A 19284-nucleotide genomic window follows, 5' to 3' on the forward strand; every position below is an offset into this window, starting at 1 on the left:
CGGAGCGCGCATGACCGCCACCCCCGTCAAGAGCGTGTGCCCGTACTGCGGCGTCGGCTGCGGGATGGTGCTGCACGTCGAGGAAGGCGAAGTCGTCAAGGTATCCGGCGACGCCGACCATCCGACCAACTTCGGGCGGCTGTGCACGAAGGGCTCGTCGGCGCACGTCGCGTTGCGCCGTTCCGGGCGGCTCGACCGCGCGTTCGTGCGGCGCGCGCGCGAGGACGACCTCGTGCCGCTGCCGGCACGCGACGCGATCGCCGAGACCGCGCGGCGGCTGCGCGCGGTGCTCGACACGCACGGGCCCGACGCGCTGTCGTTCTACGTGTCGGGGCAGATGTCGATCGAGGCGCAATACCTCGTCAACAAGCTCGCGAAGGGCTTCGTCGGCACCAACAACATCGAGTCGAACTCGCGCCTCTGCATGGCGAGCGCGAGCACCGGCTACAAGCAGTCGCTCGGCGCGGACGGCCCGCCCGGGTCGTACCAGGATTTCGATCGCGCGAACCTGTTCTTCGTGATCGGCGCGAACATGGCCGACTGCCATCCGATCCTGTTCCTGCGGATGATGGATCGCGTGAAGGCCGGCGCGAAGCTGATCGTCGTCGATCCGCGCCGCACCGGCACGGCCGACAAGGCCGACCTGTTCCTGCAGATCCGGCCGGGCACCGATCTCGCGCTGACCAACGGGCTGCTGCACCTGCTGCATGCGAACGGCCGCATCGACGCCGCGTTCATCGATGCGTACACCGAAGGCTGGGACGCGATGCCCGCGTTCCTCGCGGACTACACGCCCGAGCGCGTCGCGGAAATCACCGGTCTCGCGGAAGCCGACCTCCGCACGGCCGCGCAATGGATCGGCGACGCGCAGGAATGGATGAGCTGCTGGACGATGGGGCTTAACCAGAGCACGCACGGCGTGTGGAACACCAACGCGATCTGCAACCTGCATCTCGCGACGGGCAAGATCTGCCGCACCGGCAGCGGGCCGTTCTCGCTGACCGGCCAGCCGAACGCGATGGGCGGGCGCGAGATGGGCTACATGGGCCCCGGGCTGCCGGGCCAGCGCTCGGTGACGTCCGACGATGATCGCCGGTTCGTCGAGAACCTGTGGCGCGTGCCGGCCGGCACGCTGCGCAAGGAGACGGGGCAGGGCACGGTCGACCTGTTCTCGCGGATGGCGGCAGGCGACATCAAGGCATGCTGGATCATCTGCACGAACCCGGTCGCCACGGTACCGAACCGGCAGAACGTGATCGCCGGGCTGCAGGCCGCCGAGCTCGTGATCGCGCAGGATGCTTTCCTCGACACCGAAACCAACCGCTATGCGGACATCTTGCTGCCCGGCGCACTGTGGGCCGAGGGCGACGGCGTGATGATCAACTCCGAGCGCAACATGACGCTGATGCGCGCGGCGGTCGCGCCGCCCGGCGACGCGCTGCCGGACTGGCGCATCGTCGCGGAAGTCGCGCGCGCGATGGGCTTCGGCGATGCGTTCGACTATGCGTCGGCGGCCGACGTGTTCGACGAGATCGTGCGCTTCTCGAATCCGGCGACCGGCTACGACCTGCGCGGCGCGAGCCATGCGGCGCTGCGCGAGGGCCCGGTGCAATGGCCGGTCGCGCCGGGCACCGCGCGCGAGCGGCACCCGATCCGCTACCTGAACGACGGCGTGAGCCAGACGCCGCGTCCGGCGGCCGACGGGCACGACGCGCCGCGCCTCGCGTTCCCGACGCCATCGGGCAAGGCGCGCTTCTTCGCGCGGGCGCATGTCGATCCGGCCGAGCTGCCCGACGACACGTTCCCGATCGTGCTGAACACCGGGCGGCTGCAGCATCAATGGCACACGATGACGAAGACGGGCAAGGTCGCGATGCTGAACAAGCTGAACCCGCGCCCGTTCGTCGAACTGCACCCGGACGATGCGAGCGCGCTCGGCATTGCCGCGAAGGACAGCGTCGAGATTCGTTCGGCGCGCGGCCGCGCGGTGCTGCCGGCCGTCGTGACCGAGCGCGTGCGGCGCGGCAACTGCTTCGCGCCGATGCACTGGAACGACGTGTACGGCGACGACCTGTGCATCAACGCGGTGACGAACGACGCGATCGATCCCGAATCGCAGCAACCCGAACTGAAATACTGCGCGGTCGCGTTGCGGCGCGTCGAGACCGATGCGTTCTCGGCCGCCGACGACGAGACGGCGCAACCCGACGCAGGCGCCGACGACGCGCGGCCCGCCCCGGCGCTGGTGCAGGCTACTGCTTCACAGGAATCCGACATGGCAGACATCGACACTTTCGCGGCCGCGCTCGGCGTGGCCGACCTTGCTCCGCCGCCATTGACGGACACCGAACGGCTGTACGTGGCCGGCCTTGTCAGCGGGCTGAAGGCGAGCGCCGGCCGGCGCGAGGGCAGCGTGCCCGTGCTGCCGGCCAGCGCGCCGCTTACGCCGCCGGTGCGGTTCTGGCTCGACGGGATGCTGGCGGGGCTGTTCAGCCGCTCGTTGCCGGCGAGCGTGCCGGGTGCGGCGGCGCCCGCGCTGCCGGCCGATGCCAGCGCGCCCGGCGGTGTGCGGATCGTGCGCACGCGGCCGAAGGTCGTGCTGCTGTGGGCATCGCAGACCGGCAACATCGAATCGTTGACCGAGGATTACGCGACGCAGCTGATGAACGCGGGCTTCGAGATCCGCACCGCGTGCATGTCCGACTATCCGGTGGCGTCGCTCGCCGGTGCGCAATACGTGCTGCTGATGACGAGCACGTTCGGCGACGGCGACGCGCCCGACAACGGCAGCGAGTTCTGGGAAGCGCTGCAGGCCGGCAGCGCCGCGCGCCTCGACGGCGTGCACTTCGCGGTGCTCGCGTTCGGCGATCGCAACTACGACCAGTTCTGCGGCCATGGCCGCCGGCTCGACGCGCGGCTCGCGGAACTCGGCGCGGCGCGTCTTTGCGCGCGCGTCGATTGCGACGTCGAGTTCCAGCGCGACGCCGACCAGTGGCTCGAACGCGTCGTCGCCCGGATCAAGGAAGCCGATGCCGCGCTGCATGCGGTGCCGTCCGCTGGATTGAGCCCGTCGGGGCTGCTGCCGACCAAGGCGCATCCGGCGCCGTCGAAGCTCGTCGCGAACCTGCGGCTCAACCGGCCGGGCGCGGCGAAGGACACGCGCTACGTGTCGCTGTCGACCGAAGGCGCGAACCTCGAATACGAAACCGGTGATGCGCTCGGCGTGTGGCCGACCAACTGCCCGGAGCTGGTCGACGAACTGCTGTCCGTCACCGCGCTGAAGGCTGACGCTCCCGTGTCCGTCGCGGGCGTCGGCGACGTGCGCCTCGGCGATGCGCTGGCGCGCCACTTCGACATCACGCGCCCGCATCCCGACACGCTCGCGTTCATCGCGTCGCGCAGCGCGAACGGCGCACTGAAGGCGCTGCTCGGCGACGATCGCAAGGCCGACCTGAAGCAATGGTTGTGGGGGCAACAGCTCGCGGACGTGCTGCACGAGTTCCCGGTCGATCTGTCGGGCACGGAGCTGGTCGGGATGCTCAAGCGCATGCAGCCGCGCCTCTACTCGATCGCGTCGAGCCCGAGCGCGCACCAGGGCGAAATCCACCTGACCGTGTCGGCCGTGCGCTATCACAACGGGCGGCGTGCGCGCAAAGGCGTTGCGTCGACGTTCCTCGCCGATCGCGCGGACGACGGCCGTGTGCCCGTGTTCGTGCAGAAGTCCGCACACTTCCGGCCGCCGGTGAACGGCGACGTGCCGATCGTGATGGTCGGCCCCGGCACCGGCGTCGCGCCGTTCCGCGGCTTCCTGCACGAGCGGCAAGCACGTGGCGCACGCGGCCGAAACTGGCTGTTCTTCGGCGAGCAGCACGCGCAGACCGACTTCTACTACGGCGACGAGCTGGGCGCGATGCACGAAAGCGGCTTCCTGACGCGGCTCGACCTCGCGTTCTCGCGCGACCAGGCCGACAAGATCTACGTGCAGGACCGGATGCGCGAGCAGGGCGCCGAGCTGTTCGCGTGGCTGGAGGAAGGCGCGCACTTCTACGTGTGCGGCGATGCGGCGCGGATGGCGAAGGACGTCGATGCCGCGCTGAAGGCGGTGGTCGCCGAGCACGGCGGGATGTCGGACGAAGCCGCGAACGACTACGTCGCGCGGCTTTCGAAGGCGCGCCGCTACATGCGCGACGTGTACTGAACGCTGGCGACGCGGGCCGGGAGGGTTACGGCTGTTCGTCCGGTTGCGGTCGCGGTTGGTCGAACCACTGCCGGCTCGAGCGCGACAGCAACAGCAAGGTCGCCAGCGTGAAAAGGCAGTAGACCGTGCTCAGGAAATCGGCCGGCCGGTGCGCGACGGTGAAGGCCATCAACGCGAGCGTGGCGATGACCAGCCCGATCATCGTGATGCGCGCCCAATTCTTCCGGCGCGCGATCTGCACGACGAGCAGCGCGAGGGCGACGGCGATCGCGACGAAGGTCGCCGCGAGCATCCGGACCATACCGGCGCGAAACGAGCCGCTCGGAAAGCGGTCGAGCAGCGCCGGAACGACCGCCGACTCGAAAACGGCGACCCGGTACGCGAAGATGCACCACGCGCCCGTCAGCAGCGTAACGGCCACCCGCACGGTTTCCGGCGTATCGCCGCCGAAAATCGGCATATTCTTCAGCGAAGTCATTTTCATTTCGATGGGTTCCTTCGCGGCGGCGGGCATGCCGTTTGCGTTCCGCCGGCGGCGTTGCGGCCGCAGGCGGGAATCGATCGTCGCAGCGTAGCACAGGCGCAGGCGCCGGCCGGTTCGTTACGCGGCCGGTGCGCATCGTTCCTTCACGATCGACCGGAGCAAGCGTGAAGAAGGGATTTGTCAGCGCGGCGAACCGGGCCGCGACCGTTTGCATGGCGGGCATCCTGGCGGCCGCCGCGGCATGGAGCCTGCCCGCTGCGGCACAGGGCTCGACGGCGCCCACGGGCACGGCCGCCGCGACGCCCGACAATGCGGTGCTGCTGACCGTGTTCCTCGAGCACGACCAGTCGCGCCCGCTCGCCGAGCTGAATGCGCAACTCGCGAAGCAGGGGTTCTACAAGGCGTTTCCGCCGCCGGGCGTGGAGGTGGTGAGCTGGACCGTGACGATGGGGATCGGGCAGATCGTCGTGCTGCGGCTGCCGGCGTCGCGGCTGCGGGAGGTCAATCGCGTGCTCGAGGATACGGCGTGGGGCGCGTACCGGACGGAGTTTTATCCGACTTACGACTACAAGGCGATCGGGTTGGGGGAGCATAAGCGGGCGGAGTAATGAAGGGCCGTGTGTGCCCGGCGCGGGACACGGCGGGCGGCCCGCCACACAGACCCGTCCCCATTTCCGGCGGGTCGCGCCGGTTCGTGAATTCGTCCTCGTCCGTGCAGCCCGGCCGGGAGAATTTTTCCCAATTCCGCCCCCGGTCATTCATCCGATGAAAAAACCCCGCCGGTTCCCGGTATGATGCGCACCTTGCGTTTGTCGGACGCGATATTTTTGATGCGATTTTGATGTGCGAGACGCCACAAATCCGCACAATCCGAACTTGAAAGAATCTGTAATATAAATTCCGTATACTCGTAAGTTCTGATCCAGGCGCCGCCCGCGATTTCCGTCGGCCGACCGCCCACGCAGAACAACCAGATACGTCGCCGCCTGGCCGTCTTGCGCCGCGACACGCTATGCACCACCACTGAACAACCTATGTCTTCCCGCCACTCTGGTTCGCCCGGCCGCGCCGCGGCGGTGATCGCCCGTGCCCGGGCGTTGATCCGCAACGAGCGTGTGCTGTCGCCGCTGCTCGCGCTCGGCATCGGCCTGCTGCTGATCGTGGTCTTCCAGCACTTGTCGGAATCCGTCGACTACCGGTCGGTGATCCGCCAGCTGCGTCACATGTCCGCCGGCGAGTGGGGCGCGTCGCTGGCCGCGACGGCGCTCAGCTATCTCGCGCTCGTCGCCCGCGACGCGGTCGGCCTGCGCTACGTCGCCGCGAAGGTGCCGCGCGCCGCGCTATGGATCGGCGCGATCGCCGGCTCCGCGCTGGGCAACGCGACCGGCTTCGGCGCGCTGACGGGCGGCGCGGTCCGCGCGCGCGTGTACGGCGTGTCGGGCGTCACGCCCGCGCAGATCGGCCGGATGACGGTATTCACCAGCGGCACGCTGGCGCTCGCGATGGTGTGGATGACGGCGATCGGCATGGTCTGCGTGCCGGAGGCGCTTGCCGCGATGCTGCACGTCGCGCCCGGCGTGCTGACGTGGACCGGCGCGGCGCTGCTCGTGGTGCTGGCCGCGATGGTCATGATGTGCGGCAACACCGCGCGCCCGGTCGTCACGCGTTTCAAGTGGCTGTCGTTCGACGTGCCGGCGCGGCGCGATCTCGTCGCGCAGGTCGTCTATGCGGTGCTCGACGTCGTCGCGGCCGGCCTGACGCTTTGGGTGCTGCTGCCGGCCGCGCCGGTCGGTTTCCCGACCTTCATTACCGTTTACGCCGCGGCGTTGCTGCTCGGGATGATCGGTCATACGCCGGGCGGGATCGGCGTGTTCGAAGCCGCGATGGTCTTCACGCTCGGTCGCGAAGTGCCGCCGCACGCGATGGTCGCCGCGCTGATCGCGTATCGCGCGATCTATTTCGGCGTGCCGCTCGTGCTGTCGGCCGGCCTGCTGGCCGGTTTCGAAGGCCGCGCGCTGCGGCGCCGGCTCGTGTCGCGGCAGGCCGCGCGCGTGTCGCAACTGGCGCCGCTGTTCCTGAGCCTCGTGACGTTCGCGGTCGGCGGGATGCTGGTGATCTCGAGTGCGACGCCCGCGTTCTGGCACCGGATCGCGATCCTGCGCCACCTCGTGCCGCTGTGGGTGCTCGAAGGCTCGCAGGTAATCTGCAGCGTGCTGGGCGTCGCGCTGCTGTTCGTCGCGCGCGGGCTGCTGCGCCGCCTCGACGGCGCATGGTGGATGACGTTCGCGCTGACGCTCGCGAGCCTTGCGCTGTCGCTGGCGAAGGGCCTCGCGTTCGTCGAGGCCGGCGTGCTCGGCATTCTGCTGGTGCTGCTGCTCGTCAGCCGCCGCCGTTTCAACCGGCATTCGTCGCTGCTCGCCGAGCGCTTCACGGTGAGCTGGTTCGTGTCGGTGGCGATGGTGCTGATGCTGGCCGTGTGGGTGCTGTTCTTCGCGTTCCGCGACGTGCCGTACACACGCGAGCTGTGGTCGCATTTCTCGTTCGACGCGCGTGCGCCGCGTGCGCTGCGCGCGACGCTCGCGGCCGGCGTGTTCGTCGCGCTGTTCGCGCTGTGGCAATTGCTGCGCCCGGCGCCGGGCCGTTTCGTGAAGCCCGCGGAGCAGGATCTGTCGGATGCCGAACGGATCATCCGCGCGCAGGAGTGCAGCGACGCGGGCCTCGCGCTGATGGGCGACAAGTCGTTCCTGTTCTCGGAGTCCCGCCAGGCGTTCCTGATGTATGCGAAGAACGGCCGCACGTGGGCCGCGCTCCACGACCCGGTCGGGCCGCGCGAGGAATGGCCGGCGCTGATCAGCAAGTTCATTGCGCTCGCACACGCGCACAGCGGCCGTGCGGCGTTCTACCAGGTGCGCGCGAACGCGTTGCCGCTGTATCTCGACGCGGGCCTCACGCTGATGAAGCTCGGCGAGGAAGCGCACATCGCGCTCGACCGGTTCGACCTGAAAGGTTCGAACCGGTCGCACCTGCGCTATGCGCTGCGTCGCGGCGACAAGGACGCGCTGAGGGTCGAGGTGATCGCGCCGAGCGACGTGCCGGCCGCGCTGCCGGCGCTGCGCGACATCTCCGACGGCTGGCTCGACAGCCGCGACGCGCGCGAGAAGAGCTTCTCGGTGGCGGCGTTCCACGACGGCTATCTCGCGACGCAGTCGGTGATGCTCGTGCGCCAGGCCGACAAGCCGATCGCGTTCGTCACGTTCATGACGACCGACCTCAACACCGAGGCGACGGTCGGCGTGATGCGTCATCTGCCGGAAGCGTCGCCGTATGCGATGGAGTATCTGTTTACGCAGCTCGCGCTGCACCTGAAGGAAGCGGGGTTCCGCAAGCTGAGCCTGGGCATCGCGCCGTTCTCGGGGATGGGGGCGGCGAAGATGCCGTCGCCGTGGCACCGGTTCGGGCTGATGGTCTGGCGCTTCGGCGGCCGCTTCTACAACTTCCGTGGCTTGCGTGCATTCAAGAGCAAGTTCGAGCCGCACTGGGAGCCGCGCTATCTCGCGGCCTCGGGCTCGGTCGGCGTGTTCGTCACGCTCGCGGATCTGTCCCTGCTGGCTGGAGGTCGGCGTTCATGATGTTCAAGAAGGGTATCGCGCAGGCGGCAGTCGCCTGCGCGGGAATGATGCTGGCCGGCGCCGCGCTCGCGGCGCAGCCGGCTGCGGCGAAACCGGAAACCGTGTCGGGCGGCCGTTACGGCCCCGTGACCGTGACGAAGCCGAGCGGCCCGCTGCGCGGCTTCGTCGTGCTGTTCTCGCGTGAGCGCGGCTGGGGCGCCGCCGATCAGCAGGCAGCCGACGCACTCGCGAAAGCGGGGGCGATGACGGTCGGCGTGGATTCGGAGCGCTACGCGGCGAACCTCGCCGCGAAGCAGGAAACCTGTCACCACCTCGACGGCGACGCCGAGGCGGTCAGCCACCAGCTCGAACGCCTCGCGCAATCGGCGCGTTACTACACGCCGATCGTCGCGGGCGTGGGCCAGGGCGGCGCGATCGCGAAGCAGATCCTGTCGATGGCGCCGGAGAACACCATCGCGGGCGTTGTGTCGGTCGCGCCGGCGGCGAAGCTCGATGCGCGCTTCAAGCCGTGCCCGCCCGATCCGACGATCGTGCGCCGCGCGATGCCGGGCTTCGTCGAAACGGCCGCGGCCGGCGACACCACAAAGCTCGTGTCGCTCGTGACGTCGCACCTGCACGACACCAGCAGCAGCGACGAGCTCGACGTGTCGGACCTGCCGCTCGTCGAGCTGCCGTCCAAGGGCGGCAGCGACCGCCTCGCGATCGTGATCTCCGGCGACGGCGGCTGGCGCGATCTCGACAAGACGATCGCCGAGGCGCTGCAGCGCGATGGCGTGTCCGTGGTCGGCATCGACAGCCTGCGCTACTTCTGGAGCGAGAAGCCGCCCGCACAGGTGAGCCGCGACCTGGCGCGCGTGATGCGTACGTACATGGCGCGCTGGCATGCGAACCGTGTGGCGCTGGTTGGCTACTCGTTCGGCGCGGACGTGATGCCGTTCGCGTACAACCGGCTGCCGGGCGACCTGCGCGACAAGGTCGCGGTGATGTCGCTGCTCGGCTTCGCGCCGGCGGCGGATTTCCAGATCCGCGTGACGGGCTGGCTCGGCATGCCGGCGAGCGACAAGGCGATGAAGGTCGCGCCGGAAATCGCGAAGGTGCCGCCACAGCTCGTGCAGTGCTTCTACGGCGCGGAAGAGAAGGACACGATGTGTCCGGCGCTCGCGAATACCGGCGCCGACGTGATCAGGACGGGGGGCGACCACCACTTCGGCCACGACTACATCGCGCTCGAGAGGAAGATCCTTGGCGCGTTCGGCAAGCCGGCGGCGGCGCGCTGAACGCCGGCGCCCGCTTCGCGGCGGGCGCGGCGCTTGCGGTTCATCGGATGGGCGGCCTGCGGGCCGCCCGTTTTCATTGCTCCGTCTGCGTCGCCGCGTCCTGCCGCGGCACTGCCGTTCTCGCATCGCGCTGATAGAAGCCCGGGAACCGATCGAGCTGCCGGCGCGCGGCGGCCAGATCGGCATCGACGCCGAGCACCGCGCTCGAAAACCCGGTGCGCTCCATCAGCAGCAACTGGTCGATCAGCACGTCGCCCGTCGCGCGCAAGTCGCCGGCGAAGCCGAAGCGTTTGCGCAGCAGATAGGCCTGGCTGTACGCGCGGCCGTCGGTGAAGGACGGGAAATGCAGGTCGATGCGCGCGGCCTGCATGATTCGTTCAGCGAGCGGCGGCAGTTCCTCGTCGTTGCCGATCGTCAGGGTCGTGCGCGTCGCCGTGTCGGGCGCGTTCGTATCGTCGGCGTGTTCGGCCGGCGTCAGCAGCCGGATGCGTGCGTTCGCGCTCGCGTTCACTGTTTCGTCGATCGGGTTCATGCGTGCTCCGCGTGGTGACGTGCGTCGTTTGCCGCGGCCTTGAAAGGCTCGGTGCCGATGCGGCGCACCGTGTCGATGAATCGTTCGCTGCGGCCGTCGGCATCGAGACGCGCGTCGAGATACACGTTGACGAGCGCGTCCACGACATCGACGATCTCGTCCGCCGAGAACGACGGGCCGATCACCTTGCCCGGCCGCGCGGGGCCGCTCGCGCTCGAACCGTCCGAGCCGCCGATCGTCACCTGGTACCACTCCGCGCCGTCCTTGTCGACGCCGAGGATGCCGATGTGCCCGCTGTGATGGTGGCCGCACGAGTTGATGCAGCCGCTGATGTGCAGGTCGATGTCGCCAACGTCGTGCTGCATGTCGAGATCCTGGAACCGCTCGGCGATCGCGTCGGCGATCGGGATCGAGCGCGCGTTCGCGAGCGCGCAGAAGTCGCCGCCGGGGCACGCGATCATGTCGGTCAGGAGTCCGACGTTCGCACTGGCGAGTCCGATCGCGCGCGCGTGCTCCCACAGCAGGAACAGGTCGTCGACATGCACCCACGGCAGCACCACGTTCTGCGTGTGCGTCACGCGCGCCTCGCCGGCCGAGAAGCGCTCGGCGAGTTCGGCCAGCGCGTCGAGCTGCTCGGGCGATGCGTCGCCGGGCGCCTGCAGGCGACGCTTGAACGACAGCGTGACGATGCGCAGCGCCGGGTCGCGGTGTGCGGCGACGTTGCGCGCGAGCCAGCGCGCGAAGGCCGGATGGCGATTGGCGTGGGCGGCCATGCGTGCTTCGGCATCGTCGAGGTCGAGCGTGCGCGGCTTCAGCCGCGGCGGCACGAACGATGCCGCGATGCGGTCGAACTCGGCCTGCGGAATCGTGTGCGGGCCGCCGTCGTGCTCGACGATCTGGCGGAACTCTTCCTCGACGTCGTCGATGTAACGCTGCCCCTCGCTCTTCACGAGAATCTTGATGCGTGCCTTGTACTTGTTGTCGCGGCGTCCGTGGCGGTTGTAGACGCGGACGATCGCCTCGATGTAGTTCATCACGTGCTGCCACGGCAGGAACGCGCGCAGCAGTGTCGCGATCAGCGGCGTGCGGCCCATGCCGCCGCCGGCGCTCACGCGAAAACCGAGCTCGCCCGCGTCGTTGCGCACGAGCTTCAGCCCGACGTCGTGCCAGTCGGTCGCCGCGCGGTCCTCGGCCGCGCCGGTGATCGCGATCTTGAACTTGCGCGGCAGGAACGCGAATTCCGGATGCAGCGTCGTCCACTGGCGCATCACCTCCGCGAACGGCCGCGGATCGGCGATCTCGTCGGGCGCGACGCCCGCGCGCTCGTCGCACGAAATGTTGCGGATGCAATTACCGCTCGTCTGGATCCCGTGCATGTCGACGGTCGCGAGCAGGTCCATCACGTCGGCCGCCTTCGCGAGCGGAATCCAGTTGAACTGCACGTTGGTGCGGGTCGTGAAGTGCGCGTTGCGGGTCGGCAGGCGCAGCGTGCCGAGCAGCGCCTGCGCGTCGCAGGCGGCGCGATAGGTGGCGTCGTCGGGCACGTCGTAGTGGCGTGCGATCCGGGCGAGCACGCGAAGCTGCGCGCTCGACAGTTCGCCGTACGGCACGGCCACGCGCAGCATCGGCGCGTGGCGCTGCACGTACCAGCCGTTCTGCAGGCGCAACGGCCGGAACGCGTCCTCGCTCAGCGTGCCGTGCTGCCAGCGTTCGAGCTGGTCGCGGAACTGGGCGGCGCGGCTCAGCACGAGCGCCCGGTCGAAATCGGTATATCGGTACATGACGTGATACGCGAGAGGAGCGGCGGCGCAGGGGCGCGCGCCGCTCGGGAGGGAACGTTGCGACGGGTGTCGGGCAACCGGAGACAGCGTAGGGAACGCGGGGCGGCGGGAAAAGAAGCAGATCGGGACGAAAAGGGCACAGCAGATTCGCGGGGCGCCGGGCATGCGTTGCGCATGCCCGCGCCGGGTTCACGCCTGCGCGTCGACGATCAACGCCGGATCGAGCGCGCGGATGCGCTGGTCGATGAAGTAGCCGCCGCCTTCCTGGTAGCGCAGATACAGCCGGCCGCACGACACGCAGCGGCTGACGTTGCAGCGGTTGTACGGAAAGTGGCGCGGCGCGATCGGTGCGTCGTCGGACCCGTAACGCGTGCGGTCCGGATGGTATTCGTCGTAGGTCGGCTCGGGGTCGTCGGGCGGCATGAGCGTCGCCACTTCGACGAGCTGCGTGTCCCGTAGCGACAGCGGCAGGCTCGTCCAGCCGGTAAGCGGGGTCTTCGTGCAGGTGCACGGTTGCGTGACGCCAGCGGCTTCGGCGGCGAGCCTCAGCAGCGCGGCGTGATCGAGGTACGGCAATGCGCTCATGGGATGGGGCGAGGGGGCGAAAAGAGGTGCACTGTAACCCGTGCGTGCGTCGGCTGCACGACGGCGGCCTGCGTGCGGGCTCAACCGGCCTTGCGTACTGCCGGCTCGGCGACCAGTTCGCCGAGCACGCGGATCGCGCGTTCGATGTCACGGTTCCACGGATGGCCGAAGTTCACGCGCACGCAGCGCTCGAAGCCGTGCGCGGCCGAGAACAGCGGCCCCGGCGCGAAGCTGATGCCGCGCGCGATCGCCTGGCGGTGCAGTTCCATCGCATCGATCGCATCGGGAAACGACAGCCACAGGAAATACCCGCCGTCCGGCCGCACCCACTCGACGCCGTCCGGCAGCCAGCGCCGCAGCGCGTCGTCCATGCGGGCGAGCTGCGTTTGCAGTGCGCCGCGCAGCTTGCGAAGATGACGATCGTAGCCGCCGTGCTCCAGATAGTTCGCGATGCCGACCTGCGCGGGAATGCTCGCCGACAGCGTGGTCATCAGCTTGAGCCGCTGCACTTTTTCCGCGAAACGGCCGGCGGCGGCCCAGCCGATCCGGTAGCCGGGCGCGAGCGTCTTCGAGAACGAACTGCAATGCATCACGAGGCCGTGCCGGTCGAAGGCGCGCGCGGGCAGCGGGTAGTCGGGGCCGAAATGCAGCTCGCCGTACACGTCGTCCTCGATCAGCGGCACCTCGCGCGCGGCAAGCATCTCCACGAGCGCGCGCTTCTTGTCGAGCGACAACGTGACACCGGTCGGATTCTGGAAATTGGTCATGAACCAGCACGCGCGAATGTCGTGCCGGTCGAGCGCGTTCGCGAGCGCATCGAGATCGAGGCCCGTGCGCGGATCGACGGGAATCTCGACCGCGCGCAGGTCGAGTCGCTCGATCGCCTGCAGCGCCGCATAGAAGCCGGGCGATTCGACCGCGACGACGTCGCCGGGCCGCGTGACGGCCATCAGGCACAGATTCAGCGCTTCGAGCGCGCCGTTCGTGACGACGATCTCGTCGACGGGCTGTGCGACGCCCGTTGCCAGATAGCGGCGCGCGATCTGCTGGCGCAGCGCCTCGTTGCCGGGCGGCAGATCGACGACCGTGCTCCACGGGCTGACGAGCCGCGTCGCCTGCGCGAGCGACTTCGCGAGGCGCGGCAGCGGAAACAGCTGCGGCGACGGGAAGGCGGAGCCGAGCGGCACGATGCCGGGCTGCGTCGCGGCGTCGAGCACCGAGAACACGAGATTGCTGATGTCGACCTTGCGCGTCGCGCCGGCGCGGCTCGCGCGGCGTTTCGCGGGCGGGTTCGCCGCCGGGACCGCACCCGGCGCGACGTAATAGCCGGAGCGTTCGCGTGCGCGGATCAGCCCCCACTGTTCGAGCAGGTAATACGCGCGAAACACCGTCGACTGGCTCACGCCATGTTGCGCGATGATCTGCCGCAGCGACGGCAGGCGCGTGCCGACCGCGAGGTTGCCGTGGCGGATTTCGTCGGCGATCGTGTGGGCGAGGGTTTCGTAGCGTTTCATCGGTGCGGGTGGTGCATGCTTGCGCCACGCGCGGACCGGTGCGGCGCCACGCCGGCGGGGCGGGTCATTGTCTGACGAGCGGCCCGAAAAGGAAAGCGCGACGGCCGCGGCGGCTGGCCGCGCTTTCGGGGCGATGCCAGTGCCGATGCTTGCGCCGCATCAGGCCGCGTTCTGCTCCGCGTTGCGGCCGTTAGCACCGTCCCTTTCGCCTGGAAGCGTCCGGCGCCAACGACGCGTAACGACTTTCTCCTGATCATTCGTTGTTCTCGCATACGCATTCGTCTGAGCGCGACGACACGCGATCGAACGGGTGCACGCATGTCGTCCTCCGCATGAGGCGGACACGATTCGCGTGCGGCTTGTTCCAATTGCGCCGCGATATTTTTTATGGTCTTGTTGCACGATCACGCGTCGACTCGAAAAAGGACGGCGGATGCAGTCGGGCCATTCATACGGGGTCCCTTTGATCAGGGGAATAGGCGCGCGCGAGCGTGGGCTTCGTGCCGTCCGTCGATTGCTCGTCCTGTGGGCGCTGGGCGTGTCATGCGTGCACGCGTTCGCCGCTTCTCCCGAGACCGTCAACGACAACGTACTGCGCGTCCTTGCATGGCCCGGCTATGCGGACAACGATGTCGTCAATGCATTTGAGACGCAATTCCATGTGCGCGTCGAAGTGACGTTCGTCGATTCCGACGAAGCGTTGTGGACGCGAATGCACAGCGCGTCGCCACCGCCGTATGACGTGCTCGCGGCCAACACGGCCGAGATCCAGCGCTATGCGCGCGGCGACCTGCTCACACCCATCGATCTGTCCCAGATCCCCAACCGTCGACGGCAACTGCCGAATTTCCGGCAGCTCGCGACGATCGGCGGGCTCGTGCACAACGGCGCGACCTATGCGATTCCATTCACGTATTCGTCGATGGGACTGATCTACGATCGCAAGCAGGTGCCGGTCGCGCCACGTTCGATGCTGGAACTCTGGAATCCGCGTTACCGCGGCAAGGTGCTCGACTTCAACAGCGCGCAGCATAATTTTTCGTTCACCGCGCTTGCGCTCGGCTATCCCGACCCGTTTCACCTGTCGCCCGCGCAAACTCTTGCCGTCGCGCACAAGCTGGTCGACCTGCGACGCAACCTGCTCACGTATTACACGTTTCCGGAAGAGGCGACCGCGCTGTTCGTCCAGCATCGCGCGGCGCTGATGTTCGGCAACTACGGCACGCAGCAGGTCGAACAACTGCGTCGCGCCGGTGCGGATGTCGGATACGTGATTCCGAACGAAGGCGCGCTCGCGTGGCTCGACTGCTGGGGCGTCACGCGCGGCGCGGAGCATCGCGAGCTCGCGTTCGCATGGATCAACTACATGCTCGAACCGGCGATCGGCGCGCTGCTGACCGAACGCCAGGGGCTCGCGAATACGCTCGAGCCGCCACCCGGTCTCGAGGCCGGCCACCAGCACCTCGTCTGGATCCAGCCGGTCGAGGACATCGCGCGGCGCGAGTCGCTGTGGAGCCGCATCGTATCGGGCGATCGGCCGGAGCGGTTCGACAAATGATCAGGCTCGGGCTGACGTCGAAGCTGTCGGTGCTGTTCGCATGCATCGGCGTGATCGCGTCCGGCACGACCGGCTACTACACCTACCGCGCGAACCGGACGATGCTCGTGCAGGAAGCACAGCACAGCCTGCTGATGTCGACGCAATTGCTCGGACAGCGCTTCACGACCGCGCTGTCCGACGTGGCTGACGATGCGCTCGTGCTCGCGCAATTGCCGTCGGCGGCGCTCGTCGCGGGCGGCGGCGGCACCGATCGCGCGCCGCGCTCGCGGCTCGAGCAGGTGTATTTCAGCTTCATGAAGAACCACCCCGAGTACCTGCAGGTTCGGCTGATCGCGCGCGGCGATTTCGGGCTCGAGCGCATCCGCGTCGATCGCGACGCACACGGCATCGTCGTGCTGCCGGAGAGTGCATTCCAGGAGAAAGGGCAGTTTTCCTACGTATTCGACACGCTTGCGACGGCGCCCGGTCACATCTACCTGTCGCCGATCGTGATCAATCACGAGACCGGCTCGCATGCGGCCGAAGGGCTGCCGATCCTGCGCGTGGGCACGCCGGTCGTCGACCAGGCCGGCGTGGTCGTCGGCGCGCTGGTCGTCGACGTCGAGTTGTCGCGCATGTTCGATCGGCTCGAGCGCGACCTGCCGCAAGACTACGTGGTGTTCCTCGCGAACGAGTGGGGCGACTTCCTCGTGCACCCCGATCCGTCGCAGATCTTCGGCTTCGATCGCGGGCGGCGCGTGCTGATGCAGGACAGCTTTCCCGACACGCGGCTGCTGTTCGCCGGGACGCGCACGAACGTGACGCTCAACGGTCTCGCGCAGCCCGACGAAGTACCGGGCGAGATGCTCGCGTTCGTGCGCACGCCGTTCGGCAAGAACGAGGGCAACCGCTTCGTCGTGCTCGGCATGGCGCGTCCGCTCACGGACGTGCTGGCGCCGGCCGGGATGCTCGGCGAACGGATCATCCGGATGGTGTTCCTGATGAGTCTGGCGGCGGTGATTCTCGCGATCCTGTTCGCGCGTGCGATCACGCGTCCGTTGCAGATGCTCGCGCGCGCGGCGACCCACGTGTTCGACGATCCGGCCGCCGAACGGTTGCCCGTTGCGCGGGCCGACGAAATCGGCGTGCTGGCGCGCTGCTTCGACTGCATGCGCGTCGAGATCCGCACGCAGGTCGCGATGCTGCGCGCGAAGCAACTGGAGCTCACACACCTCGCCGGTCACGATCCGCTGACCGGCCTGCCGAACCGCCTGTTGTTCATGGAGCATCTCGATGCCGCGATCCGGCATGCGGCCGCGGAGCGCGAGGGGCTGGCGGTGATGTTCGTCGATCTTGACCGCTTCAAGCAGATCAACGACCAGCACGGGCACGCGGCCGGCGATCGCACGCTCGTCGCGGTCGCGAAACGGCTGAGCCTCGTGCTGCGCAGCGGTGACATGGCCGCGCGGCTCGGCGGTGACGAATTCATCGTGCTGATTTCGGACGTGCGATCGCCGGCGGTGATCGGCGATATCGCGTCGCGTATCCAGATCGTGATGGCCGAGGAGCTGGAGTTCGGCGACCGTCACCTGGCCGTGGGCGCGAGCATCGGCGTCAGCGAATATCCGGTCGATGGCGCGTCGGCGGAGGAACTGCTGGTCAAGGCCGACGCGGCGATGTACGCGGCCAAGGCGTCCGCGCAGTGCGCGTGCGTGCGTTACCAGGAACTGCTGGGCGGCGGCGGCGCGGATGCGGGCGCCCGCATAGCGGCGGGCGGCGGCCGCTGACGGCGGGCCGGTCCAGCGTGCCGCGCAAACGCGACGAGCCCGTCACGGGACGGGCTCGCCGGATCCGGGTGGACTGCGCGCGATGCGCGCAGCGGCGGGCTTAGTGGCCGAAGTAGACCGAGTCGCGCGCGTTGTGCACCTTGACTGCCGGTGCGCCGCCCTGGACGACCGGGGCCGGTTGCGCGCCGTAGCCGCTGGCGTCGGCGGCCTGCACGCGCGCTTGCGCGGCCTGGATGTCGGCCGGGTAGTGCGGGCTCGACTGGCTCGGCTTGTAGCCGGCGTTTTCGAGCTGGACGAGTTCGTTGCGCACTTGCGCGCGGGTCACGGTGCTTTGGGCGAAGGCGCCGAACGAAGCGGACAGGGCAACAGCGGCAACGACTGCGGAAACGAGCGATTTCATGATGACCTCCGATGTTCTATTGAGTTCGCCGGCGACACCATGTCGTAAGCGATTGATTACATCGTAGGCGTCGACCGATTCAGGGTAAACGTGGATTCCGACTAAAGATCGTTGCAAACGGGATAATAATCCCAGCGGAAATCCGATCCGTCCCTGTTCCGTGTCGTGGGAATCGCAGACCGGTGGCGGGCGGGAGCGGCGAGGCGCCGCGCATGGGCGAACACCCGGCGACGGGCGCCGGCAGGTGGGACGGGACGGGGGGCGTTGCCGGATCAGACGCCGTCGGCGTCGTCGATCTCCTTGCGCTCGCGGCGTTCTTCGTTGCCGCGGCGCGCCCGCAGGCGCTGGCGCGACAGGACCGCGATCACCTGCTGGGTGGGCGCGCCGGACGGCAGCTCGTTGCGGATGCGATCGGGCACCATCGGCAGGCCCGCGCGCTGCCGGCGCAGTGCCTTCGCGATTGCCCGGCGGCATTCGTCCCCGTGGCAATCCCATTCATCGCGGATTCTCTGGCAATAACGGCATTGTTCCATCGAGACAGTCTAACGCGTCTTGGGGATCGGGGCTGAAGGGGGAACGGACCGTGACGGGGCCGGCGGGCGGCCGACGTCATTTCGCGTTTGCATGCGGGCTGTCGACCTGCGCGACGGGCGATGCCGCGTGCCGGAAGACGCCCGACTTCCAGATCATCTGGGACGCGGCGACGAGCACGAACAGCAGGACGACCATCCGGAATACGCGCGGTGACATTTTGTCTCGCAGCGGGCGAACGAGCCACATGCCGGCGATGGCGGGCAGGCTGGCCGCGGCCGAAATCGCGAGGTCGGCGGCGCTCGCGTGTGCGGCGCCGCTGAACGTCGTGATCAGTGTGACGATCGACACCACGAGGATGATCGCGATCTGCTTCGTGAACGCGCGGCCGGTCACGCCGGATGAAATCAGGTAGGTGGCGAGCAGCGGCCCCGGCACCGACGCGATGCTCTCCATCAGCGCCGCGCCGAACCCGAGCGCGAACCCGACCGGCTTTTGCCATGCTTCCGGCAGGTTCAGCTTCGGCGCGCTCAGCATCAGCGCCGCGGCGACGATCAGCAGCGCGCCCGACGCGGCCTGTGCGTGGCCCGCGTTCAGCGACAGGAGAATCGCGACGCCGACGACGTTGCCGAGCACGGTGCCCGCGATCGGTGCGGCGATCTTGCGTGCGGTCGCCAGGACCTCGCCGCCTTCCAGCGCCTGCGGGATGTTGCCGAGGATGATCGGCATCGACAGCAGCAGCACCGCATGCCGTATCGGCAGGAACTGGCTCAGGATCGGCATCGCCACCAGCGGAACGCCGATGCCAGTGATCCCCTTGACCATCCCGCCGAGCAGCAGTGCGACGGCGATGCCGATCAGGTCGAGCAGCGCGAGCCCGTGCAGGCTGGACACCAATACACCTTCAGTCAGATCGAGATGAGTCATCGGGAACAGGTCGAGACATGAGCGGCGGCGGGGCGGTCGACGGCACCCGTTGCCGGTGCGTGCGATGGCGCACGCCGTTGTTTGGTTTTGCGTCGAACC

The 19284-nt window shown here is 68.6% G+C and carries 14 protein-coding genes; 6 read left to right on the plus strand and 8 right to left on the minus strand.

The window, feature by feature from the left end; translation table 11 throughout:
* Positions 1 to 10: 10 nt before the first annotated feature.
* Positions 11 to 4198 (plus strand): bifunctional nitrate reductase/sulfite reductase flavoprotein subunit alpha, encoded by a 4188-nt coding sequence (locus BTE28158_RS10920; protein WP_151047301.1) that lies wholly within the window; start codon positions 11 to 13, stop codon positions 4196 to 4198.
* A 25-nt stretch (positions 4199 to 4223) separates the two neighbouring features.
* Here BTE28158_RS10920 and BTE28158_RS10925 read toward each other — a convergent pair whose 3' ends face one another.
* Positions 4224 to 4682 (minus strand): hypothetical protein, encoded by a 459-nt coding sequence (locus BTE28158_RS10925; RefSeq protein WP_151047299.1) that lies wholly within the window; start codon positions 4680 to 4682, stop codon positions 4224 to 4226.
* Between the two features lie 212 nt (positions 4683 to 4894).
* Here BTE28158_RS10925 and BTE28158_RS10930 point away from each other — a divergent pair, with 212 nt between their 5' ends.
* The 3 genes from BTE28158_RS10930 (at position 4895) to BTE28158_RS10940 (ending at position 9588) form a co-directional block, all read left to right on the plus strand.
* Entirely contained in the window at positions 4895 to 5290 is a 396-nt protein-coding gene (locus tag BTE28158_RS10930; protein WP_151047368.1) for a hypothetical protein, read from the plus strand.
* A 426-nt stretch (positions 5291 to 5716) separates the two neighbouring features.
* Complete coding sequence (gene mprF, locus BTE28158_RS10935; RefSeq protein WP_151047297.1) at positions 5717 to 8311, plus strand: bifunctional lysylphosphatidylglycerol flippase/synthetase MprF; 2595 nt, start codon at positions 5717 to 5719, stop codon at positions 8309 to 8311.
* Entirely contained in the window at positions 8308 to 9588 is a 1281-nt protein-coding gene (locus tag BTE28158_RS10940; RefSeq protein WP_151047295.1) for a virulence factor family protein, read from the plus strand. The genes mprF and BTE28158_RS10940 overlap by 4 nt, the downstream gene beginning before the upstream one ends.
* Before the next feature lie 73 nt (positions 9589 to 9661).
* Here BTE28158_RS10940 and BTE28158_RS10945 read toward each other — a convergent pair whose 3' ends face one another.
* From BTE28158_RS10945 to BTE28158_RS10960, 4 genes are all read right to left on the minus strand, one after another.
* On the minus strand, positions 9662 to 10120 hold the full coding sequence (locus BTE28158_RS10945; protein WP_151047293.1) for a DUF934 domain-containing protein: 459 nt from the start codon (positions 10118 to 10120) through the stop codon (positions 9662 to 9664).
* Complete coding sequence (locus BTE28158_RS10950) at positions 10117 to 11901, minus strand: nitrite/sulfite reductase (RefSeq protein WP_151047290.1); 1785 nt, start codon at positions 11899 to 11901, stop codon at positions 10117 to 10119. Before BTE28158_RS10950 ends, BTE28158_RS10945 begins: the two co-directional genes overlap by 4 nt.
* Positions 11902 to 12090: 189 nt before the next feature.
* Positions 12091 to 12486 (minus strand): hypothetical protein, encoded by a 396-nt coding sequence (locus BTE28158_RS10955; protein WP_151047288.1) that lies wholly within the window; start codon positions 12484 to 12486, stop codon positions 12091 to 12093.
* Between the two features lie 80 nt (positions 12487 to 12566).
* Positions 12567 to 14000, minus strand: a complete 1434-nt coding sequence (locus tag BTE28158_RS10960) for an aminotransferase-like domain-containing protein (protein WP_151047286.1) — start codon at positions 13998 to 14000, stop codon at positions 12567 to 12569.
* A gap of 433 nt (positions 14001 to 14433) precedes the next feature.
* Between BTE28158_RS10960 and BTE28158_RS10965 the strand changes: the two genes are divergently transcribed.
* Both BTE28158_RS10965 and BTE28158_RS10970 read left to right on the plus strand, forming a co-directional pair.
* A complete protein-coding gene (locus BTE28158_RS10965; RefSeq protein ID WP_151047284.1) occupies positions 14434 to 15558 on the plus strand; it encodes an extracellular solute-binding protein in 1125 nt (374 codons plus the stop codon).
* Positions 15555 to 17327 carry a diguanylate cyclase domain-containing protein gene (locus BTE28158_RS10970; protein ID WP_124622888.1) on the plus strand — a complete coding sequence of 591 codons (1773 nt, stop codon included), beginning with the start codon at positions 15555 to 15557 and terminating at the stop codon, positions 17325 to 17327. Before BTE28158_RS10965 ends, BTE28158_RS10970 begins: the two co-directional genes overlap by 4 nt.
* Positions 17328 to 17427: 100 nt before the next feature.
* Here the strand turns inward: BTE28158_RS10970 and BTE28158_RS10975 are convergent, their stop codons facing one another.
* The 3 genes from BTE28158_RS10975 to BTE28158_RS10985 all read right to left on the minus strand — a co-directional run bounded on the left by BTE28158_RS10975 (position 17428) and on the right by BTE28158_RS10985 (position 19185).
* Complete coding sequence (locus tag BTE28158_RS10975) at positions 17428 to 17727, minus strand: DUF4148 domain-containing protein (RefSeq protein ID WP_059600568.1); 300 nt, start codon at positions 17725 to 17727, stop codon at positions 17428 to 17430.
* Between the two features lie 272 nt (positions 17728 to 17999).
* Positions 18000 to 18260 (minus strand): hypothetical protein, encoded by a 261-nt coding sequence (locus tag BTE28158_RS10980; protein ID WP_006760082.1) that lies wholly within the window; start codon positions 18258 to 18260, stop codon positions 18000 to 18002.
* Positions 18261 to 18336: 76 nt separating this feature from the next.
* A complete protein-coding gene (locus BTE28158_RS10985; protein ID WP_124903900.1) occupies positions 18337 to 19185 on the minus strand; it encodes a sulfite exporter TauE/SafE family protein in 849 nt (282 codons plus the stop codon).
* Positions 19186 to 19284: the final 99 nt, after the last annotated feature.

The sequence above is a fragment of the Burkholderia diffusa genome, assembly GCF_902499115.1.
In the GTDB taxonomy this organism is placed as follows: domain Bacteria; phylum Pseudomonadota; class Gammaproteobacteria; order Burkholderiales; family Burkholderiaceae; genus Burkholderia; species Burkholderia diffusa.

Bases quoted from the DNA above. Each gene is read 5' to 3' on its own strand.
- BTE28158_RS10965 (WP_151047284.1), top strand. From the start codon at position 14,434: ATGCAGTCGGGCCATTCATACGGGGTCCCTTTGATCAGGGGAATAGGC.
- BTE28158_RS10975 (WP_059600568.1), bottom strand. From the start codon at position 17,727: ATGAAATCGCTCGTTTCCGCAGTCGTTGCCGCTGTTGCCCTGTCCGCT.
- BTE28158_RS10980 (WP_006760082.1), bottom strand. From the start codon at position 18,260: ATGGAACAATGCCGTTATTGCCAGAGAATCCGCGATGAATGGGATTGC.
- BTE28158_RS10930 (WP_151047368.1), top strand. From the start codon at position 4,895: ATGGCGGGCATCCTGGCGGCCGCCGCGGCATGGAGCCTGCCCGCTGCG.
- BTE28158_RS10940 (WP_151047295.1), top strand. From the start codon at position 8,308: ATGATGTTCAAGAAGGGTATCGCGCAGGCGGCAGTCGCCTGCGCGGGA.
- BTE28158_RS10970 (WP_124622888.1), top strand. From the start codon at position 15,555: ATGATCAGGCTCGGGCTGACGTCGAAGCTGTCGGTGCTGTTCGCATGC.
- BTE28158_RS10925 (WP_151047299.1), bottom strand. From the start codon at position 4,682: ATGAAAATGACTTCGCTGAAGAATATGCCGATTTTCGGCGGCGATACG.
- BTE28158_RS10945 (WP_151047293.1), bottom strand. From the start codon at position 10,120: ATGAACCCGATCGACGAAACAGTGAACGCGAGCGCGAACGCACGCATC.
- BTE28158_RS10985 (WP_124903900.1), bottom strand. From the start codon at position 19,185: ATGACTCATCTCGATCTGACTGAAGGTGTATTGGTGTCCAGCCTGCAC.
- BTE28158_RS10960 (WP_151047286.1), bottom strand. From the start codon at position 14,000: ATGAAACGCTACGAAACCCTCGCCCACACGATCGCCGACGAAATCCGC.
- mprF (WP_151047297.1), top strand. From the start codon at position 5,717: ATGTCTTCCCGCCACTCTGGTTCGCCCGGCCGCGCCGCGGCGGTGATC.
- BTE28158_RS10950 (WP_151047290.1), bottom strand. From the start codon at position 11,901: ATGTACCGATATACCGATTTCGACCGGGCGCTCGTGCTGAGCCGCGCC.
- BTE28158_RS10920 (WP_151047301.1), top strand. From the start codon at position 11: ATGACCGCCACCCCCGTCAAGAGCGTGTGCCCGTACTGCGGCGTCGGC.
- BTE28158_RS10955 (WP_151047288.1), bottom strand. From the start codon at position 12,486: ATGAGCGCATTGCCGTACCTCGATCACGCCGCGCTGCTGAGGCTCGCC.